This is a genomic window from Ditibartonella choladocola, from assembly GCF_002007565.1.
GTDB lineage: Bacteria > Pseudomonadota > Alphaproteobacteria > Rhizobiales > Rhizobiaceae > Bartonella > Bartonella choladocola.
Genome location: NZ_CP015625.1, coordinates 1,109,472 through 1,130,475, shown reverse-complemented (window position 1 = coordinate 1,130,475; position 21,004 = coordinate 1,109,472). Strand labels below are relative to the sequence as shown.

At 46.9% G+C, this 21,004-nt stretch carries 16 protein-coding genes; 6 read left to right on the top strand and 10 right to left on the bottom strand.

The features are described 5' to 3' along the window. Positions 1–37: 37 nt before the first annotated feature. Positions 38–460, top strand: a complete 423-nt coding sequence (locus BBC0122_RS05065; RefSeq protein WP_077991886.1) for an HIT family protein — start codon at positions 38–40, stop codon at positions 458–460. A gap of 94 nt (positions 461–554) precedes the next feature. Here BBC0122_RS05065 and clpA read toward each other — a convergent pair whose 3' ends face one another. Beyond that, positions 555–2,900 carry an ATP-dependent Clp protease ATP-binding subunit ClpA gene (gene clpA, locus BBC0122_RS05060; RefSeq protein ID WP_077991885.1) on the bottom strand — a complete coding sequence of 782 codons (2,346 nt, stop codon included), beginning with the start codon at positions 2,898–2,900 and terminating at the stop codon, positions 555–557. A gap of 6 nt (positions 2,901–2,906) precedes the next feature. Further along, a complete protein-coding gene (gene clpS / locus BBC0122_RS05055) occupies positions 2,907–3,269 on the bottom strand; it encodes an ATP-dependent Clp protease adapter ClpS (RefSeq protein WP_369805229.1) in 363 nt (120 codons plus the stop codon). A gap of 255 nt (positions 3,270–3,524) precedes the next feature. Here clpS and BBC0122_RS05050 point away from each other — a divergent pair, with 255 nt between their 5' ends. Further along, positions 3,525–4,979, top strand: a complete 1,455-nt coding sequence (locus BBC0122_RS05050; RefSeq protein WP_077991883.1) for a D-alanyl-D-alanine carboxypeptidase — start codon at positions 3,525–3,527, stop codon at positions 4,977–4,979. Positions 4,980–5,021: 42 nt separating this feature from the next. Next, positions 5,022–5,297: a hypothetical protein gene (locus BBC0122_RS05045; protein ID WP_077991882.1), complete on the top strand. Its 276-nt coding sequence runs from the start codon at positions 5,022–5,024 to the stop codon at positions 5,295–5,297. Positions 5,298–5,332: 35 nt separating this feature from the next. Here the strand turns inward: BBC0122_RS05045 and BBC0122_RS05040 are convergent, their stop codons facing one another. The 3 genes from BBC0122_RS05040 to BBC0122_RS05030 all read right to left on the bottom strand — a co-directional run bounded on the left by BBC0122_RS05040 (position 5,333) and on the right by BBC0122_RS05030 (position 8,226). After that, positions 5,333–5,764: a DUF1489 family protein gene (locus tag BBC0122_RS05040; RefSeq protein ID WP_077991880.1), complete on the bottom strand. Its 432-nt coding sequence runs from the start codon at positions 5,762–5,764 to the stop codon at positions 5,333–5,335. Between the two features lie 10 nt (positions 5,765–5,774). Continuing rightward, positions 5,775–7,172, bottom strand: a complete 1,398-nt coding sequence (locus BBC0122_RS05035) for an L-serine ammonia-lyase (protein WP_077991878.1) — start codon at positions 7,170–7,172, stop codon at positions 5,775–5,777. Positions 7,173–7,548: 376 nt separating this feature from the next. Continuing rightward, the gene (locus tag BBC0122_RS05030; RefSeq protein ID WP_077991876.1) at positions 7,549–8,226 is read right to left on the bottom strand and encodes a nitroreductase; all 678 of its coding nucleotides are present in this window, start codon (positions 8,224–8,226) and stop codon (positions 7,549–7,551) included. 96 nt (positions 8,227–8,322) lie between these two features. Here BBC0122_RS05030 and BBC0122_RS05025 point away from each other — a divergent pair, with 96 nt between their 5' ends. After that, positions 8,323–9,291, top strand: a complete 969-nt coding sequence (locus BBC0122_RS05025) for an acetyltransferase domain-containing protein (RefSeq protein WP_077991875.1) — start codon at positions 8,323–8,325, stop codon at positions 9,289–9,291. Positions 9,292–9,335: 44 nt separating this feature from the next. Here the strand turns inward: BBC0122_RS05025 and BBC0122_RS05020 are convergent, their stop codons facing one another. After that, on the bottom strand, positions 9,336–9,722 hold the full coding sequence (locus BBC0122_RS05020; protein WP_077991873.1) for a MerR family transcriptional regulator: 387 nt from the start codon (positions 9,720–9,722) through the stop codon (positions 9,336–9,338). Between the two features lie 437 nt (positions 9,723–10,159). On the opposite strand from BBC0122_RS05020, the gene BBC0122_RS05015 reads away from it, so the two are divergent. Next, a complete protein-coding gene (locus tag BBC0122_RS05015) occupies positions 10,160–10,543 on the top strand; it encodes a hypothetical protein (RefSeq protein WP_077991871.1) in 384 nt (127 codons plus the stop codon). A 121-nt stretch (positions 10,544–10,664) separates the two neighbouring features. On the opposite strand, the gene BBC0122_RS05010 is transcribed toward BBC0122_RS05015, so the two are convergent. Next, entirely contained in the window at positions 10,665–10,889 is a 225-nt protein-coding gene (locus BBC0122_RS05010; protein ID WP_077991869.1) for a hypothetical protein, read from the bottom strand. A gap of 309 nt (positions 10,890–11,198) precedes the next feature. On the opposite strand from BBC0122_RS05010, the gene BBC0122_RS05005 reads away from it, so the two are divergent. Then, positions 11,199–11,582, top strand: a complete 384-nt coding sequence (locus BBC0122_RS05005; RefSeq protein ID WP_077991867.1) for a VOC family protein — start codon at positions 11,199–11,201, stop codon at positions 11,580–11,582. 155 nt (positions 11,583–11,737) lie between these two features. Here the strand turns inward: BBC0122_RS05005 and rpoC are convergent, their stop codons facing one another. The 3 genes from rpoC to rplL all read right to left on the bottom strand — a co-directional run bounded on the left by rpoC (position 11,738) and on the right by rplL (position 20,959). Then, positions 11,738–15,946 carry a DNA-directed RNA polymerase subunit beta' gene (gene rpoC / locus BBC0122_RS05000; protein ID WP_077991865.1) on the bottom strand — a complete coding sequence of 1,403 codons (4,209 nt, stop codon included), beginning with the start codon at positions 15,944–15,946 and terminating at the stop codon, positions 11,738–11,740. A gap of 147 nt (positions 15,947–16,093) precedes the next feature. Next, a complete protein-coding gene (gene rpoB, locus BBC0122_RS04995) occupies positions 16,094–20,233 on the bottom strand; it encodes a DNA-directed RNA polymerase subunit beta (protein ID WP_077991864.1) in 4,140 nt (1,379 codons plus the stop codon). A gap of 354 nt (positions 20,234–20,587) precedes the next feature. Then, a complete protein-coding gene (gene rplL, locus BBC0122_RS04990; RefSeq protein ID WP_077991862.1) occupies positions 20,588–20,959 on the bottom strand; it encodes a 50S ribosomal protein L7/L12 in 372 nt (123 codons plus the stop codon). Positions 20,960–21,004 lie beyond the last annotated feature (45 nt).

Here is a 21,004-nt window from a genome sequence, read left to right as displayed (position 1 = left end):
GTTAAATACAACTGTTAATCTATCGAACGAGGAAAAAATGCAACAGGTCTATGACGAAAATAATATTTTCGCAAAATTGATTCGTGGGGATATTCCTTCGATACGGGTCTATGAAGATAATGATGTTGTCGCCTTCATGGATGTGATGCCGCAGGGAAAGGGACATACTCTTATCGTCCCGCGCAAAGGTTCACGCAATCTCTTGGATGCCGATCCCGAAACGCTCTCCAAAGTCATCAAGGTCGTGCAAAAAATTGCCAAGGCCGTAAAAAAGGCCTTCAATGCGGATGGCGTTACAGTTATGCAGTTCAATGAACCGGCGAGCGGCCAAACGGTTTTCCATCTTCACTTCCATGTCATTCCACGTTTTGAAAATGTGCCGCTAAAACCCCATAGTGGTGAACCGGTTGACACCAAAACGCTGGAACAATCGGCAGCAAAAATCCGTGCAGCCTTATAAAAAGCTGTTTTTTCGGGCTCCCTTTTATCTGGCGAATAGTTGAAATTATTCTAAAAAACCTGACCGATCATTCAAACAGTCGGTCAGGTTTTTCTTAATCGGCTGGCGTCGTTTTTTTAACCCGTCGCTTATCTGTTTTTATTGATCGGGTCTGTTTTTTATTTGCCTGTGTTTCGTTGCTGATTATCTTCAAGGCAAGCTTGTTCTTATCGGTTTCATCAGTCATTACTTTGACTGTTCCACCGTGACGCAGCTTGCCGAATAGTATTTCTTCAGCAAGAGGTTTCTTGATATATTCCTGAATGACACGCGATAACGGGCGTGCTCCCATATGTGAGTCATAACCCTTATTGGCCAACCATTTTGTGGCAGCCGCGCTTAGTTCAAACGTAATATCGCGGTCGGCAAGCTGTGCTTCGAGTTGCAAAATAAACTTCTGCACAACCTGATGGATAATCGGTTCCGACAACGGTGCAAATGGAATAATAGCATCAAGACGATTACGAAATTCAGGCGGAAAAAGCTGGTTGATTGCTTCGACATCATCGCCCTCGCGTTCCGTTTTACCGAAGCCGATTGCGGATTTTGCCATATTCGCAGCACCGGCATTGGTTGTCATGATGAGAATGATGTTGCGAAAATCAATCTCTTTGCCATTATGGTCGGTGAGCCTGCCATGATCCATGACCTGTAACAGAATATTATAAAGATCGGGATGGGCTTTCTCTATCTCGTCAAGCAAAAGCACAGCATGAGGATTTTGGTCGACGGCATCGGTCAACAACCCGCCCTGATCGAAACCGACATATCCGGGCGGCGCGCCAATCAACCGTGAAACAGTGTGCCGTTCCATATATTCCGACATGTCAAAGCGTAACAATTCGATTCCGAGTGAAGCCGCAAGCTGTTTTGCAACCTCGGTTTTTCCAACCCCTGTAGGACCGGAAAACAGATAGCTGCCAATCGGCTTGTCAGGCTCTCTAAGACCGGCACGGGCGAGCTTGATCGAGGCTGCAAGAGCTGAAATTGCCTTATCCTGCCCGTAAACGACACTTTTCAGCTCTTTTTCGAGATTTGCCAGCGTCTTGCGGTCATCACGCGATACAGTCTTTTGAGGAATGCGCGCCATTGTTGCGACTGTTTCCTCTATTTCCTTCACACCAATGGTTTTTTTCCGCTTATCTTTAGGCAGAAGCATTTGCGCAGCACCGGTTTCGTCGACCACATCAATAGCCTTATCGGGCAATCTTCTGTCAGACATATAACGCGAAGAAAGTTCGACAGATGCTTTCATCGCTTCATCGGTGTATTTGATCTTATGGAAGTTCTCGAAATATGGCTTCAAACCCTTCAATATTTCGATCGCATCATCAATCGAAGGCTCGTTAACATCTATCTTTTGGAAGCGGCGCGCCAATGCACGATCTTTCTCAAATATTTGGCGATATTCCTTATAAGTGGTCGAACCGATGCAACGGATAAGCCCCGAAGAAAGTGCCGGTTTTAACAAATTGGCAGCGTCCATACTACCGCCCGACGTTGCCCCTGCTCCGATAAGGGTGTGGATTTCGTCGATAAAAAGAATAGCACCCTTATAGTTTTCAAGCTCCTTAACGACCTGTTTGAGACGTTCTTCAAAATCACCGCGATAACGGGTACCGGCGACCAGCATTCCCATATCAAGGGAAAAAATCGTTGCATCGTTCAAAACTTCAGGCACTTCACCATCAACAATGCGTTTTGCCAAGCCTTCGGCAATTGCCGTCTTGCCAACGCCGGGATCACCGACGAGAAGCGGATTGTTTTTTGAACGACGACACAAAATCTGGATTGTCCGCGCAATTTCTTTATTGCGACCGATGAGCGTATCAATTCTTCCCTGACGGGCACGTTCATTGAGATTGATACAATATGCCGATAGCGCATCTGTTTCTTTTGCGGATGCTTGTTCACTACCGGGCAGTTCGTCATCGGCACCACCGAGCGGAAAACTCGCGGCGCCATTTTCAGACGCTATACCATGAGAAATAAAGTTCACGGCGTCATAACGGGTCATTCCGAGTTCTTGCATAAAATAGGCAGCAAAACTTTCCCTTTCGGCAAAAATCGCTACAAGCACATTTGCTCCGGTAACAATATCACGCCCTGCCGATTGAACATGAATTACGGCACGTTGAATAACACGTTGGAACGAATTGGTCGGCTTGGTATCCTCGTCGTCTCCGATTTGTGCATCAAGTTCCGACTCGACATATTGTGTCAATCGCGAGCGCAATTGTTCAATATCGACATTGCAAGCCTGAATAACTGCTTTGGCATCGACATCATCAAGCAATGCCAGCAAAAGATGTTCGAGCGTCGCATATTCCTGATGCGCGTCGCTCGCTATCATGAGTGCTCTATGGAGTGTCTTTTCAAGGCTGGTTGTGAAAGATGGCATGGGGGATCACTTTCTTTCCATTACGCATTGTAAAGGATGCTGGTTTTCGCGGGCACAATCCATAACCTGTGCAACCTTTGTTTCTGCCACTTCATAAGAATAAACACCGCATTCGCCAACGCCGGTGTGATGAACATTCAACATAATACGCGTTGCGTCTTCACGATTTTTACGGAAAAACTTCTGTAAAACAAATATAACAAAATCCATCGGCGTATAATCATCATTCAAAAGAAGGACGCGATAAAAGTCCGGCTTTTTAACCTTGGGAAGCGTTTTGGTAGCGATACCGGTTTCAAAATTTTCCGGATTATCGCCAGCTCTTTCATCATTATGGCCGCTTAATCTTTCAAACTTGCTTTGTATCACTGTTGCGTTTCTTTCTCTATCGAATGCAATTTATGTAATGTATTTTTATCAGATTATAAGGCCTCGGATAGCGGGTTTGATAACAGTTTTATATCATTTTCCACCATTTAGGTTCCGCTTCGACTATTTAGATTCAAGAAAAATTTTGCCCTTATAAATAAATTGGTAACGCTGTCGGATTAGTCTTCCTGCAACCGAAGCGGCAGAGCCTACTCTGACGCTCATTCTGTTTGGCGAAATCAAGGGTAATTCAAAGTGCAAAAAGCCTACCAAAAAGTAGCTAATTTTTTCAGAACAGCCGCCATTGCAACACTCGTATTTTCTGTTTCTATCACTTGTGCAAAAGCCGCTCCCCAGAGCGCTTATGCCGATAAATATGCAGCAATAGTGATTGATGCCAATACCGGAAGAACCTTGTTCGAGGCAAACGGAAATGCACGTCGTTATCCGGCCTCTCTTACAAAAATGATGACGCTTTATCTGCTTTTCGAGGCTATGCAATCCGGAAGGGTTACGCCAAACACACCGATTCCGGTTTCGGCCTATGCTGCTTCGCGTCCGCCCACAAAAATCGGCTTTCGCGCCGGCCAGACAATTCCTGCCGAACTTGCCGCAAAAGCTTTGATAACCAAATCGGCAAATGATGTCGCAACCGCTATCGGTGAATATCTTGGCGGTTCGGAACCCCGTTTTGCCCAGATTATGACAGCAAAGGCAAGAAGGCTCGGTATGATGAATACCAATTTTGCCAATGCATCCGGTTTACCGGACGAACAAAACTATTCGACTGCCCGTGACCTCGCCATTCTTTCACTTGCTTTGCGTGAACATTTCCCGAAGCAATATGACTGGTTCAAGACGACGAGTTTTCAATTCCGCGGCCAAACAATCAACGGTCATAACCGCCTTGTCCGCGATATGAAAGGCGTTGATGGTATTAAAACCGGTTATACCCGCATGTCGGGTTCAAATCTGGCAACGTCCATGCGCCTCGACGGTCGTTCCATTGTTGCGGTCGTGATGGGCGGGCGTTCCTCGGCATTACGTGATGTGCATATGGCGGAACTCTTACGCCGTTATCTGCCGGAAGCCAGTCGTGGTAAAACACGCGCTCCGCTCATGGCTGCCACCCAATACGATTTACCGGAAGTCAATAACGCTCCCATTCCGGTAACAAAAGCAAATATGCCGAATGTCAAAGCCGATAAAATCGCGGTTATTGCAAAAGCGGATGTCACAAATGCCACAGCCGACACAAGTACAGCAGTCGCCGACGCACCAACCGCCAAAAAACCGGATAATGCTTCAGATGTTTTGACAGCACTTGCGAGCACATCCCAATCCAATGCACCTGCGGTAAAAGAAGCAACCGAAGCGGTCCTTTCAAAACCACAAGCCGGAACTGCCCGATCCGGTGCTATTGATCCTGTTATCACCGCATCAGCTCCCGCGAATGCCGGTCAGAATGGCTGGGCCATCCAGATTGGCTCCCTGCCCAATCAACAACAGGCAACAGACATGCTTTCCAACGCTTCCGACGCCGCCCGTTCCGCTCTTTCAAACGCAAAACCCTATACCCAAGTGTTTGATAAAGACGGCCAACGCTATTATCGCGCACGCTTCGTCGGATTTAATTCAAAAAAAGCGGCCTGGGACGCATGTTCGGTTTTAAAGAAAGCAAATTTTAACTGCTATGCGATAACACAATAATCAAGAACAATTTTCGAGTTTTGCGTAAAAGGTAATTGAGCCATGGAAAATGCAACTGATATGGTGTTAAAAGCCCGTTCTCACAATTTCGAGAACCCGTTACTCACTTTGCGGTCGCTTCAGCAAGCAGCCTTGAAATTGCACGGTTTGAAAGCCACGCCCAATGGCTTGAGCACACGGTCCCTGCTCGGCCTGTTGATTTGCCAAACGCAACGCAACCGCCGCATGGCTTTGCCGCCGGTTCGCGTCCATTTGCGTGTTGCAAGCCCGCGGGGTTCGTTCGGCGTAAAACTTCGCCTCGGTTCAACCAACAGTTAAAAACCGGGTGTGTGATTGCGCATTCCATCGAAAGATTATAACAGCCCCAGATCAGCAAGTTCCTGCCTCAACGCAGGAGGTAAGCGGTTTTTGCTTCCGTTCAAATCATCCTTGGGTGCTTCATCTATCTTGAGATAACGCCACCCCTGAAAGGCACGTCTTGGCTGCCATTCGGTCGGAATAATCTTGTCATCAAGGACAAGCTTACAACGATGAATTCCCTCCTCGTCCGTAAACGGGCGGATGTCCAGAAATTTTTGTCGACACTGGATATTACCTTTCATAACCCAATAAAGCGACCCCCCGTCGAGGAGTTCATCAATTTTTTTGGGAACCATGCGGGTAATATGATACTGTTCCGGCTTTTCTCCCGCCAAACGTAATTCGGCAAGCCGAAAATCAACCCAGGCTGCGAGGTCTTCAATCGAGGAACAACCAACGCATAATTTTACCATGTGAAGCGTCATAATTGAAGATTTAGCAATCCGTCACATTAACTGCAAGGCCACCTTTGCTGGTTTCCTTATATCTATCGCTCATATCGTGTCCGGTTTCCCTCATTGTCTTTATGCAAGCATCAAGTGACACAAAGTGGTGACCATCACCGTGAAGTGCCAATGAAGCAGCCGTTACGGCTTTGACGGCTCCCATCGCATTTCTTTCGATGCACGGAACCTGAACGAGACCGGCAACCGGATCACACGTCATTCCGAGATGATGTTCAAGCGCAATCTCGGCCGCGTTTTCGATCTGCTTGGGCGAACCTCCCAAAACGGCTGTCAAGCCTGCGGCTGCCATAGAAGAAGCAGAACCCACCTCCCCCTGACAACCGACCTCAGCACCCGAAATCGACGCGTTGGATTTGATAATTCCGCCGATTGCTGCGGCGGTGAGCAGAAAATCCCGAACCCCGCTCTTATTGGCATCGGCACAAAAGCGCAAATAATAGCTGATCACTGCCGGAATAACGCCCGCCGCGCCATTGGTCGGCGCTGTAACAACGCGCCCTCCTGCTGCATTCTCTTCGTTAACAGCAATAGCATATGTCGACAGCCAATCATTTGCCGACAACGGGCTCAACTGATTCTTTTTGCTGTCACCGATCAGTTTCTCGTAAAGCTTTTTTGCCCGGCGTTTAATGTGGAGTCCTCCGGGCAATTCTCCCTCATGACCAAGTCCGCGTTCAACACAGCTTTTCATTGCGAAGAATATTTTGTCGAGCCCCTCATCCAGATCGCTGCGCGTCATACGTGTTTCTTCATTGGCGCGTTTCATTTCGGCGATTGTCAAACCTGATCGGGTTGCCATATCAAGCATGTCTTTCGCAGTGGCGAAAGGAAAAGGCACTGAAGAGCTATCGTTACTGCTGTTGTGCTCGATCCGGTTTATTTCGTCTTCTGTCACCACGAAACCGCCGCCGATAGAATAATAAACGCGGCGCAACAGCACATTTTGCATCTCGTCGAGGCCTTCAAAAACCAGACCATTGGTATGCGCTGGCAACGGTGTCTTGTAATCGAATATCAGATCCGTTTCAGGAGAAAAACGATATGCAGGATGTCCATGCGGATGAACCTCTCCGCTTTCGTATACACGACGAACGATACTATCCATCGCGTCGGGATCGACAGTTGCCGGCGCCTCTCCCGACAAGCCGAGAATGACCGCTCTGTCAGTCGCATGGCCTACGCCGGTAAAAGCCAGCGACCCATGTAGAAATGCTCGCAAATGCACAATTGACGAGTGGCTCGGCTTTGGCCAATTACCCGACAATATCTCTTCAAGAAACATATTGGCCGCAGTCATCGGACCCATTGTGTGCGAGCTCGACGGACCAATTCCGATTTTAAAGAGTTCAAAGACCGAAAGAAACATGGAATTAATCGAACACGTCAATGTCCAACAATCAGGAATTCCCCAACATAAAGCTTAAAAACCCACTGTAAGGTAAATAAGGGAAATAACAGCAACAAGCACTATCGTTGCTTTTATAGCGATGCTCCAACAAGATTTTTCAATGATTTCATCCATAAAGCACCTATAAAATAACAAAACAATCAACCTGTAACTGAATTGTCTCAAGCTATAATGGTGAAACGACAAATAGACAACATTAAAAAAAATTAAAAAAAATAATTTTCAACAAAATTTTTTAGCCAAGTTCCAACATCAGGAACTCAAAATATCCCGTTTTACACACAATATATCCCGCTTTACACACAATATATCCCGTTTTACACACAATCCGGCATCACTCGACAAAACGTACAAACTCTTCGAGTGGCACACGTTCGGTCGGGAAATTATTTTCAGGCGCGTTTTCATCCCGATAGCCGAGAGCAAGCCCGCAAATGACCTGTCGTTCGGGAGGAATATCCAGTTCTTGCGATATTGTGTTATGATATTCGGAAAAGGCCGCCTGAATACAGCTATCAAGGCCGAAACTGCGCGCCACCAATGCAATTGTCTGGATAAAACCTCCCAAATCCAGCCAACTGCCAAGTTCCATATCCCGATCCATTGTAAAAATAAGACCGACAGGCGCTCCAAAAAACATGAAATTTTTCGCCTGCTGGCGTTCGATTTTGCTTCTTTCCGAACGTGCAATTCCAAGCGCCCGATAAAGATCCCAGCCGACTTTACGCCGTCGCGCGAGATAAGGCTCACGCCAGGAGCGGGGATAGAATTGATATTCACATTCTTCTTTTATGCCGGAAACCGACATGTCGAAAAGTTTCCGGCCAAGTTTTTTCAATGCTCCATTATGAACGACAACCACTTGCCAGGCCTGTATATTCGCTCCCGAAGGCGCGCGCGAAGCCAGTTGTAATATGTCTTCCACCAGCTTCCGGTCGACATCCTTTTCCAGATAAGCGCGAATTGATTTTCGGCTTTTTACGACGTCGCAAAATTTTTCAATTCTGGTCATTTTTTATGTTCCACCCACAGGAAAAATGAACACACAGGCTAATTTACCCAAGCAAAGCAAAAACTTTGTGATAGATAGATAGCAAAGGATACAGATATGAACCAGCCTGAAACCATTAAAATACGATTACAAAAGGTTGATCTTATTCGTGGGCTCGCACTCATTGGCATGGTGGTTTACCATTTCAGTTGGGATTTGAGCTATTTTTCCTATATTGCCCCACAAGTTCCGGCGGAAGGCAGTTTGCGCGTTCTGGCGCGTATTGTCGCGTTTTGCTTCCTGTTTATTTCCGGTTTCAGTCTCTATCTTGCACAGGGAAAACAACTCCACGTTTCAACCTATTTCCGACGCTTGTCGATCATCGTACTGGCTGCTTTTGTTGTTTCTATCGTTACCTATTTTATCATGCCGCAAGGCTTCATCTATTTCGGAATATTACATGAAATAGCAGTGGCGACGGTCATCGGCTTGTTATTTTTGCATACGCCGCTTGTGTTGAATTTTTTGGCTATTTTTATTTTCGTTCTATTGCCGTTCATACTGAAATCCGATGTTTTCAACGCACCTTATCTGTTATGGACCGGATTTTCGAGCTATCCCCGTCCCTCATTTGATTATGTTCCGGTTTTTCCGTGGTTTGGCGCAGCTCTTTTAGGGCTTACAACAGCCCGCATCTGCGACAATTTTCATCTATTGACATATTTACAAAACGGCATCCGCCCACAATGGCTCAACAAATTCTTGCAGCTCATCGGGCGCCACAGCCTCATATTTTATCTGGTTCACCAACCTGTTCTGTTAGCTATCCTCTATTGTATCTCTTCTGTTTTTCCCCCTTCTCCCGAAGCCTTGAGGGCACCAATGGAGAAAGCTTGCGTCAGCGAATGCCGTCAAAGTCAACCAAACGGCCACTTATGTTCCGATTTTTGCACTTGTGTGTTTGACAAAATCGAAGCACGAAAACTGATTTCGCCATTGTCTAAAGGAGAAATAACAGAAACAGATGAAAGGCTACAAGAACCGGTTAATGAATGTTGGGCAGGAATTGTAAATAAACTTGATTAGATGGCACGCTAAAACCATGCGAAAGACAACCGGTTGCCGGACTTCTAACGATTGACATCGCGTTCGGCCAAACGCTCAAAACATATTTCCTCAATACGTTCAAGCTCGTGTAATGATTCATCAATGTCCCGACGCATCTGTTTGAGATCTTCGCGTTTTTCCTTGATATCGTGCAAGACATTCTCGACCTTTATTGCCTCATCAAGCGGAGCTGTTGTAACTGTCAAGAGCGAGGCGATTTCGGCAAGCGAAAAATTGAGGCGCTTGGCTCTGAATATTTGTTGAAGACGATGGCGATCAAGCTCGGTGTAAAGCCGTGTACGCCCCCTGCGCATCGGAACAATAAGCCCCTGATCTTCATAATAGCGCAATGTTCGCGTCGTTACACCGAATTCCCTTGTCAGTTCACCGATTGAATAATATTCATGCATAAGTCAACTAAACAGGGTACGATCAAAAACCTCACGAACCCTCATCTATCCCTCTTTATTTTCCACAATAGTTTTGCAAACCGATGGTGCAATAGCGGATAGTTGCAAAACAAATATTGTTGAAATCAATTATATGTTTAACATAGCGGGCGAAACAACCGATAATAAAAACTTTCGCCAGAAACTTGCAAACCCGTTTAACATAAATAACCGGTTGCGAAACCGGCCTTCCCCGTCAACAGTTAATAAAATCATTAAGCGGAACACTGAAAATAGATCAACCCTATATAGCGTTTCAAAACAAAGCCAACCCGATTCATGCAGCATTTTTTAAAGCAGTGATGCAATTATGCTCTATATGAACCTGCAAAACCCGTTTATGATAGAAAACGACCAATCTTTATCGTTCAAGAGTACTCCTTCTGAAGTATGCCATCATGAAGAAAAAAAAATGGATCATTGGCTTTATTGTACTCGTCATTGTCGCCATTCCCTTGTCATTCAACTACCTCGTCAATCAACTCGGACGTTCCGAGCTATATGCGTTTGCACAGGACAAAAATTATTGCAGAACGCCTGATTGCGAGGAAGGAATTCAATACGTTACGGAACTTCTCCACAAACAATCGGGCATTGAAGAAAAAGACGTTCCCTGGTGTATGGCCACCAACCGTATCTATTACACGGATCTTTATTCTCTGAATGGTTTGAAAGTAAAATTTACCAATTGGATGTACCAGACATGCGAGCGTCACGAGCTTACTCTCGACGATGCAAATATCGAAATCGGCGACCACCATCACGATGAAGAGGATCATTGATCCTTTCCAGACGGCGATGATCCTTCAAGTGAATGATTTTGCCAACATCAACGGGGACATTGATAAATCAAAGCCCCGATTTGTAGAACGTTCCGGATTTTGTAACGCGGCTTTACCGACTTTATCGCCTCCCTCGTTCATTAACGCTTCTGGCTTTTGCTCGCACTTTTCCAACAAGCTGAAATGCACCGGACACATGACCAGTATCAATAAAAACGGATTTAAAAAATTTGCCATTTGTCATCACAATTTTTCGGTTACGGCGTATGGCCTCTTTTACAATCGTTGGAGAGGCAAAAATACCTCCAATAAAAGCCGTTACTGTTTCATAAAAAAATAAGGACATTGCTATTGCTAAAAATTTTCAAATTTAAAACCGGTTTTATTTCTGTTTTTTTAGTGTTTTCATATTTTTTGAACAATAATACATAAAAACAAATAAACATTACTTAAAAACCATTTCAAAAATGATGTCGCTATTTTCTCTTAGACAACCATCAAACATTATTTTAAAAAATTCGCATCCCTATATTGGAATAGATAACGAAGAGATAAATATTCATCATAATGAAATGATGTCATCCACTTTATCGGGAACGATTTCTGCCTATATTCCGAACAATCATCAAGAAACAAACTGTTCCGGAGACTCTCTATGTTTATCGACCACATTGACCATATTGTTATGACCTGTATCGATTTGGAAGCGACCAAACGCTTTTATACCGACGTTTTGCAACTGAAACTCGAAGTTTTCGGAGAAAACCGTTTTGCACTCCGCTTCGGCAATCAGAAGATCAATCTCCATCAATATGGCAAGGAATATGAACCGAAAGCTCACCTACCCGTTCCGGGAAGTCTCGATCTTTGTTTCATATCAAAACTTCCGCTAGATATGGTCATTACTCAACTGAAAAAGAGCAACTGTCCTATTGTTGAAGGTCCTGTCGAGCGCACCGGAGCGAACGGGAAAATCCGTTCCGTTTACATACGTGACCCAGACTTGAATCTGATTGAAATTTCCGAATATCTGAAATGATAACTGATCGGACAATTTCTTTCTAAAAACCGGCTTTCCTCTTTCAAGCCCGAAATTTTTTAAACATTAATAGACAGATTTAAACATTAATATACAGAAAAGCCCGACCGTTAAGTCGGGCTTTTCTTTTTTCCAAAACCAGCCAAATAATGGGCTTATTCAGCAGCCGTATGTGTCATATCCGACAACATTGCATTTGCTTTATCACCGCCATTTGCCTTGCGATGTTCGTCAACGATCAAATCGTCACGAGCTGTGGCAATACGACGGATTTGGGCAATTGTGCCACCTGTACCGGCAGGGATAAGACGACCAACGATAACGTTTTCCTTCAAGCCCTGCAAGGTATCCATCTTTCCGGCAACCGCAGCTTCTGTAAGCACGCGTGTGGTCTCCTGGAAGGAAGCAGCCGAAATAAACGACGGCGTTTGCAACGAAGCTTTTGTAATACCCAACAAGACAGGATTACCGCTTGCCGGTTTCTTACCTTCTTCGATGAGCCGATCATTGACTTCCTGAAGCTCGATCCGGTCGACATTGTCACCCGGAATATAGCCTGAATCACCGGAATCGGTAATTTCGACTTTTTGCAGCATCTGGCGAACAATGACTTCGATATGCTTATCGTTAATCACAACACCCTGAAGGCGATAAACCGACTGGATCTCGTTGACGAGATAGGAAGCCAATGCTTCCACGCCCTTGATTGCCAGAATATCATGCGGTGCCGGATTACCGTCAAGGATGTAATCACCCTTTTCTATCTGGTCACCATCCTGCAGATGGAACGGCTTGCCCTTCGGAATAAGATATTCGACAGGCTCGACCGTGTCATCATTCGGTTCGATCGTGATACGCCGTTTGTTCTTGTAGTCGCGTCCAAAGCGGATTGTACCATCAATTTCAGCAATAATGGCATGATCCTTTGGACGACGGGCTTCAAAAAGCTCGGCAACACGCGGAAGACCACCGGTAATATCCTTGGTCTTGGCGCTTTCCATCGGCAGACGTCCGATCACGTCACCGGCTTTGACATGAGCACCCGGTTCAACCGAAAGAATGGTTTCCACCGACATCATGTAACGCGCATCACCGCCCTTCGAGAGCTTGGCAATCTTGCTGCCCTTCTTATCCGCATAGATAACAATGGCAGGTTTGAGTTCTGCACCACGGGGGTTGGCGCGCCAGTCAATAACCTGACGTTTGGTGATACCGGTTGATTCATCGGTTGTCTCTGTAACAGACAGACCGTCAAGCATATCCTCGAACCCGACATAGCCCTCGACTTCAGTCATAATCGGACGGGTATACGGATCCCATTCGGCAATACGTTGGCCGCGTTTAACCACATCGCCATCATCGACGAAGATGCGGGCACCGTAGGTAATACGGTGGGAAGCGCGTTCCTTGCCATTTTCATCCTTGATAAGGATAGCCATATTACGGCCCATAACGACCAGATGGCCTTCAGAATTGCGAACAACCTTACGATTGCGCAGTTCAACCTTACCTTCATAGGATGCTTCCAGATAGGAAGTATCAACAACCTGTGCAGTACCACCCAAGTGGAATGTACGCATTGTCAACTGTGTACCGGGTTCGCCGATAGACTGCGCGGCAATAACACCCACTGCTTCACCCTGATTGACAGGTGTACCACGTGCCAGATCACGACCATAGCACTTGGCGCAAACCCCGACGCGGGTTTCACAAGTCAGTGCCGAACGGATCTGGACAGACTGGATACCGGCAGCTTCGATCTTGGCAACGTCTGCTTCCTCGATCATGCGGCCGCCTTCAACGATAACTTCGCCCGTAGTCGGATGAATAATATCATGAAGTGCGGTACGACCAAGAATACGTTGGCCGAGAGAGGCAACAACCTGACCGGCATCGACGATCGCCTGCATTGTCAGGCCCTTATCCGTTCCGCAATCAACCTCGGAAATGATAGCATCCTGAGCAACGTCAACAAGACGACGGGTCAAATAACCGGAGTTCGCAGTCTTTAAGGCTGTATCGGCAAGTCCCTTACGGGCACCGTGTGTCGAGTTAAAGTACTCGTTCACAGTCAGACCTTCTTTGAAGTTGGAGATAATCGGCGTTTCGATGATTTCGCCCGAAGGTTTAGCCATCAAGCCACGCATACCGCCCAACTGCTTCATCTGGTTCGGCGATCCACGAGCACCGGAGTGGGACATCATGTAAATCGAATTCATCGGTTTTTGACGCCCTGTTACGGGATCGAATTCAACCGCCTGAATACGTTTCATCATCTCGTCGGCAACACGATCGGTACATTTACCCCAAGCGTCGACAACCTTGTTGTACTTTTCGCCCTGTGTAATAAGACCGTCATTATATTGCTGTTCATATTCCTTGGCCAAAGCCTCGGTTTCCTGAACCAGTCTTGCCTTGCTTTCCGGTATAACCATATCGTCCTTACCGAACGAAATGCCGGCACGGCAAGCATTGGCAAAACCGAGTGACATGATGCGGTCGCAGAACATCACTGTTTCTTTTTGCCCGCAGTGACGGTAAACATGGTCGATCATCTTGGAAATGTTCTTTTTGGTCATTTCCTGATTGACGATATCGAACTTGATGTTCGGATTTTTCGGCAATGTTTCACCGATGATAAGCCGTCCCGGTGTTGTGTCGTAAATTTTCGAGACGATATTGCCATCGGCGTCAACACTTTTAACGCGGCCTTTGATCTTTGTGTGAAGCGTTACAACTTTGCTATCCAACGCATGTTGCAATTCACCCATATCACCAAACGCCATGCCCTCACCCGGTTCATGTTCGCAAACAATCGACAGGTAATAAAGGCCGAGCACCATATCTTGCGAGGGAACAATAATCGGCGCGCCATTGGCAGGATGCAGAATATTGTTGGTCGACATCATCAGGACGCGGGCTTCAAGCTGGGCTTCAAGCGACAGCGGTACGTGGACAGCCATTTGGTCGCCATCGAAATCCGCGTTGAAAGCGGTACAAACCAGCGGATGAAGCTGGATTGCCTTACCTTCAATCAAGGTCGGTTCAAAAGCCTGAATACCCAAACGGTGCAAGGTCGGAGCGCGGTTCAAAAGAACGGGGTGTTCACGGATAACCTCTTCGAGAATATCCCAAACTTCAGGACGTTCTTTTTCAACGAGCTTCTTGGCTTGTTTTACGGTTGACGAAAAACCCTTTGCGTCGAGGCGTGCGTAAATAAACGGCTTGAACAGTTCCAAAGCCATTTTTTTCGGCAAGCCGCATTGATGCAACTTCAGTTCAGGACCTGTAACGATAACCGAACGACCGGAATAATCGACGCGCTTACCAAGCAGGTTTTGACGGAAACGTCCCTGCTTGCCTTTCAGCATATCCGAAAGCGATTTCAGCGGCCGCTTATTGGCACCGGTAATGACACGTCCACGACGACCATTATCGAACAGAGCATCGACGGCTTCCTGCAACATACGCTTTTCATTGCGTACGATAATGCCGGGTGCGCGAAGTTCGATCAAACGTTTCAAACGGTTGTTACGGTTGATAACGCGACGATAGAGGTCGTTAAGGTCGGATGTCGCAAAACGGCCACCATCAAGCGGAACCAACGGGCGTAAATCCGGAGGAATAACCGGAATAACCTTCATAATCATCCATTCCGGACGATTTCCGGACTCGATAAAATTCTCGACGATTTTCAGACGTTTCATCAATTTCTTGATTTTCAAATCCGATGTCGTCTCTGCGAGTTCCGCACGCAGATCGGCAGCTATTTTCTGCAAATCCATTGCTGCGAGCAGCTCATAGATCGCTTCTGCACCGATCAAAGCGGTAAACTGGTCCGGCCCGAATTCGTCAACCGCCATCATATATTCTTCTTCGGAAAGAAGCTGATGCATTTTGAGCGAAGTCAATCCGGGTTCGGTTACAATGTAGTTCTCGAAATAAAGAACACGCTCGATATCCTTGAGAGTCATATCAAGAAGTGTACCGATACGGCTCGGCAGTGATTTCAAAAACCATATATGTGCGACTGGAGCAGCAAGTTCGATATGCCCCATACGCTCGCGGCGAACACGTGAAAGAGTTACTTCAACGCCGCATTTTTCGCAAATAATGCCTTTATACTTCATGCGCTTGTATTTGCCGCATAGACATTCATAATCTTTGATCGGCCCGAAAATACGTGCGCAGAAAAGCCCGTCACGCTCTGGCTTGAACGTACGGTAGTTAATGGTCTCAGGCTTTTTGATTTCGCCATAAGACCAGGACAGAATCTTCTCAGGGCTGGCGATTGATATCCTGATGGAATCAAACGTCTGTGTAGGCGCCTGAGGATTGAAAAGATTCATGACCTCTTGGTTCATGCCGTTCTCCTTCAGGGGTTTTATCTAAAACCCGTTGCGATAGTCATTTTTGTCCATTGATAAACAAAAACCTATCTCAGTAGAAATCTATTTGTTCGACTTAACAAAAGCCAATGGAGGTGCGCCCTCTTGGGCGCACCTTTCCGATTACTCGGCTGCATCCGGCAAGTTTTGCTGCTGAGCCAATAATTCACGCGTATCATCAAGCTCGACATTAAGCCCAAGAGACCGCATTTCCTTAACCAGAACGTTGAAGCTTTCCGGTATGCCGGCTTCAAACGTATCATCGCCACGAACAATAGCTTCGTAAACTTTGGTACGTCCGGCAACGTCGTCAGACTTCACTGTCAGCATTTCCTGCAAGGTGTAAGCGGCACCATAAGCTTCAAGTGCCCAGACCTCCATCTCGCCGAAACGTTGACCACCGAACTGTGCTTTACCACCCAACGGTTGCTGGGTAACAAGCGAGTAAGGTCCGATCGAACGGGCGTGAATCTTGTCATCAACCAGATGGTGCAGTTTGAGCATATAAATATAGCCCACTGTCACCTGACGATCGAAAGGTTCACCGGTACGGCCATCAAACAGTTGAACCTGACCCGATGTTGCAAGTCCTGCTTCTTTCAACATTTCGTTGATGTCGGCATCATGTGCACCATCGAAAACCGGTGTCGAAATCGACACACCATGGCTCATCTGGTCGGCAAGGCGAACAATGCTTGGATCATCGTATTCGCGGATCGGCTCGTTACGGTCATTATCGGGAATAATATCCTCGATCCGTTGACGTAACGGCTTGATGTCTCCGCCTTTACGATAAGCTTCCAACAAATCGCCTATCTGCTTGCCAATACCGGCACAAGCCCAACCAAGGTGGGTTTCGAGAATTTGCCCGACATTCATTCGGCTCGGAACGCCCAGAGGGTTCAACACGATATCGGCATGTGTACCATCTGCAAGGAACGGCATGTCTTCAATCGGCAGAATGCGCGAAACAACACCCTTGTTACCATGGCGACCGGCCATCTTGTCACCCGGCTGGATTTTGCGCTTAACAGCAACAAAAACCTTGACCATCTTCATGACACCCGGAGGCATTTCGTCACCACGCTGGACTTTTTCAACCTTGTCCATGAAGCGACGCTGGAGAGCATCCTTGGATTCGTCGTATTGCTTGCGCAATGCTTCGATTTCACCCTGAAGCTTTTCATCCTCGACGGCGAATTGCCACCACTGTGAACGCGGAAACTCTTTCATGACAGCTTCAGTAAGGCTTGTGCCTTTCTTGAAGCCCTTAGGCCCTTCAATAGCCGTTTTTCCATTCAGCATATCGACAAGGCGTGCATAAACGCTGCGGTCCAGAATGGACTGTTCGTCATCACGGTCTTTCGCCAAACGCTCGATTTCTTCACGTTCGATAGCCATTGCACGTTCGTCCTTTTCAACGCCGTGGCGATTGAAAACACGAACTTCAACGACTGTACCGAATGCCCCCGGAGGCATACGCATTGACGTATCACGAACATCGGAAGCCTTTTCACCGAAGATAGCTCGCAAGAGTTTCTCTTCCGGTGTCATCGGGCTTTCACCCTTCGGCGTGATCTTGCCAACGAGAATATCACCGGGTTGAACTTCGGCACCGATATAAACAATGCCGGCTTCATCGAGGTTCTTCAGTGCTTCTTCCGAAACATTCGGAATATCACGTGTGATCTCTTCCGGTCCAAGTTTCGTATCACGGGCAGAAACTTCGTATTCCTCGATATGGATCGAGGTGAATACATCTTCTGCAACCATCCGTTCGGACAACAGAACAGCATCTTCATAGTTATAGCCGTTCCAAGGCATGAACGCGACGAGAACGTTACGACCAAGAGCCAGATCACCGAGATCGGTCGACGGACCATCAGCAATGATATCGCCCTTTTCGATATGGTCGCCAACGCGAACCAAAGGACGCTGGTTGATACAGGTCGACTGGTTGGAGCGCTGGAATTTGTGCAAACGATAAATATCCACACCCGATTTGGTCGGGTCAAGATCCTGTGTTGCACGAATAACAATACGCGTTGCGTCAACCTGATCGACAATGCCACCTCGTTTGGCTGCAATTGCAGCACCGGAGTCACGGGCAACAATCGGTTCCATACCGGTTCCGACAAACGGTGCTTCGGCGCGAACCAGAGGCACAGCCTGACGTTGCATGTTGGAACCCATCAAAGCGCGGTTCGCGTCGTCGTTTTCGAGGAACGGAATAAGCGCTGCAGCAACAGAAACCAACTGCTTCGGCGAAACGTCCATGAGGTCGATATTCTCGCGCGGTGCCATCAACACTTCGTTGGCATGACGACAAACGACGAATTCATCAACAAATTTGCCGTCATCCGACAGGTTGGAATTTGCCTGTGCCACATAGTGCTTGGACTCTTCCATAGCCGAAAGATAAACGACTTCGCGTGTAACTTTGCCATCAATGATCTTGCGATACGGACTTTCAATAAATCCATATTTGTTGACACGGGCAAATGTTGCAAGCGAGTTGATAAGACCGATATTCGGACCTTCCGGTGTTTCAATCGGGCAGATACGACCATAATGGGTCGGATGCACGTCGCGAACCTCGAAACCGGCACGTTCGCGGGTAAGACCACCCGGTCCCAATGCCGACAGACGCCGCTTATGGGTAATTTCCGAAAGCGGATTGGTCTGATCCATAAATTGCGACAACTGCGACGATCCGAAGAATTCACGCACAGCAGCAGCAGCCGGTTTGGCATTGATAAGATCTTGCGGCATAACCGTGTCGATCTCGATTGAAGACATACGCTCCTTGATGGCGCGTTCCATCCTCAACAGACCGATACGATACTGGTTTTCCATCAATTCGCCGACAGCGCGGACACGACGGTTACCGAGGTTATCAATATCGTCGATTTCACCACGACCATCACGCAGTTCGACAAGTGTCTTGACAACTGCCAGAATATCTTCTTTGCGCAAAATGCGGATCGTATCCGGACAATCAAGATCAAGACGCATGTTCATCTTTACGCGACCGACGGCCGAAAGATCATAGCGCTCCGGATCAAAGAACAGCGAATTGAACATCGCTTCGGCTGTTTCAAGTGTGGGCGGTTCGCCAGGGCGCATAACACGATAAATATCGAACAATGCATCCTGCCGGCTCTGATTTTTGTCAGCCGCGAGTGTGTTGCGAATATATGCACCGATATTGACATGGTCGATATCGAGAACATTGATTTCGTCGACATTCTGGTCAAGCAAAACCTGAAGAGTCTTTTCGTCAATCTCGTCACCGGCTTCAAGATAGATTTCACCGGTTTCGTAATTGACAATATCTTCGGCCAGATAGGAACCATAAAGATCGTCTTCTGTCGCCTTGATCTCTTTCAACCCTTTTTCGACAAGTTGCTTTGCCGCACGAGCTGTGAGCTTTTTGCCTGCCTGTGCTACAACTTCACCCGTATCGGCATCAACAAGATCAGCCAGCAACTTCATTCCCTTATAGCGTTCAGCCGAATAAGGAATGCGCCAACCATCTTTGGCACGTTTGAAAGTAACCGTATTATAGAATGTCGACAGGATTTCCTGTCCATCCATTCCGAGCGCCATCAGAATACTTGTGACAGGTATCTTGCGGCGCCGATCAATACGTGCGTAAACAATATCCTTGGCATCGAATTCGATGTCGAGCCATGAACCACGATATGGAATGATACGAGCAGCAAACAACAGTTTGCCGGAAGAATGGGATTTTCCCTTATCGTGATCGAAGAATACACCCGGTGAGCGGTGCATCTGGGATACGATAACACGTTCCGTACCGTTGACGATAAACGTACCGTTATCTGTCATAAGGGGCATATCACCCATATAGACATCTTGCTCCTTGATATCTTTAATATCTTTGGAACCGGTATCTTCATCAATATCAAATACGATCAAACGCAGCGTCACCTTAAGAGGTGCCGCATATGTAAGATCGCGTTGCCGACATTCTTCAACGTCGAACTTTGGTGGATCAAATTCGTAACGGACGAATTCGAGCATGGATGCACCCGAAAAATCCGTTATCGGAAATACCGACTTGAATACTGCTTGCAAGCCTTCGTCTTTTCTTCCCCCTTTTGGTTCATCAACCATCAGGAATTGGTCATAAGAAGCCTTTTGAACCTCAATAAGGTTCGGCATCTTGGCCACTTCGGGAATCTTTCCGAATACCTTGCGCACGCGCCTGCGACCATTAAATGAAAGGGTCTGAGCCATCGTCGCTCCTCGATTTGTGCCTTTCAGGAGCTTTCACTCCTTAAGAACAATACATCATTAATCCGCTTAAAGCGAACCAGTTCAAGTAGATCATAGCGATCTACACTTTACTTGTTTTACATCAGACATCCGGAACCGGATGTTGATTGGCAACCCCCATGCAACCGGAGCGCCTTGTTTTCTCAAAGACCGACGACCAACCATCCAATCGTTGATTCTAATGTCATGTCCTTGAACGGTTTAAACCCGTTTCCTGACAGCCACCGAACTGTCAGGAAAAGGGTTCAATCCAAAGCTCGTTTCCATCCTTGCGGATGTGGAACCGGTGAGCGAAAGCCCACCGGTTTTGCGAACTTATTTAAGTTCAACCTTTGCACCAGCTTTTTCAAGCTGTTCTTTAAGTTTCTCGGCTTCGTCCTTGGAAACGCCCTCTTTAACGGGCTTCGGAGCACCTTCAACCAAATCCTTGGCTTCTTTAAGGCCAAGACCTGTAATGCCGCGAACTTCCTTGATGACGTTGATCTTCTGGGCGCCGCCAGAAACGAGGATAACGTCAAATTCAGTTTTTTCTTCAGCAGCCGGAGCAGCAGCGCCAGCAACAGCAGCAACAGCTACCGGTGCAGCAGCCGAAACGCCCCATTTTTCTTCGAGCATCTTGGAAAGCTCTGCAGCTTCCAAAACGGTGAGGTTGGAAAGGTCTTCAACGATCTTTGCGAGATCAGCCATTTTTATATTCCTTCAAATAAAAGGTTTAACCAATTGTTTAACAGC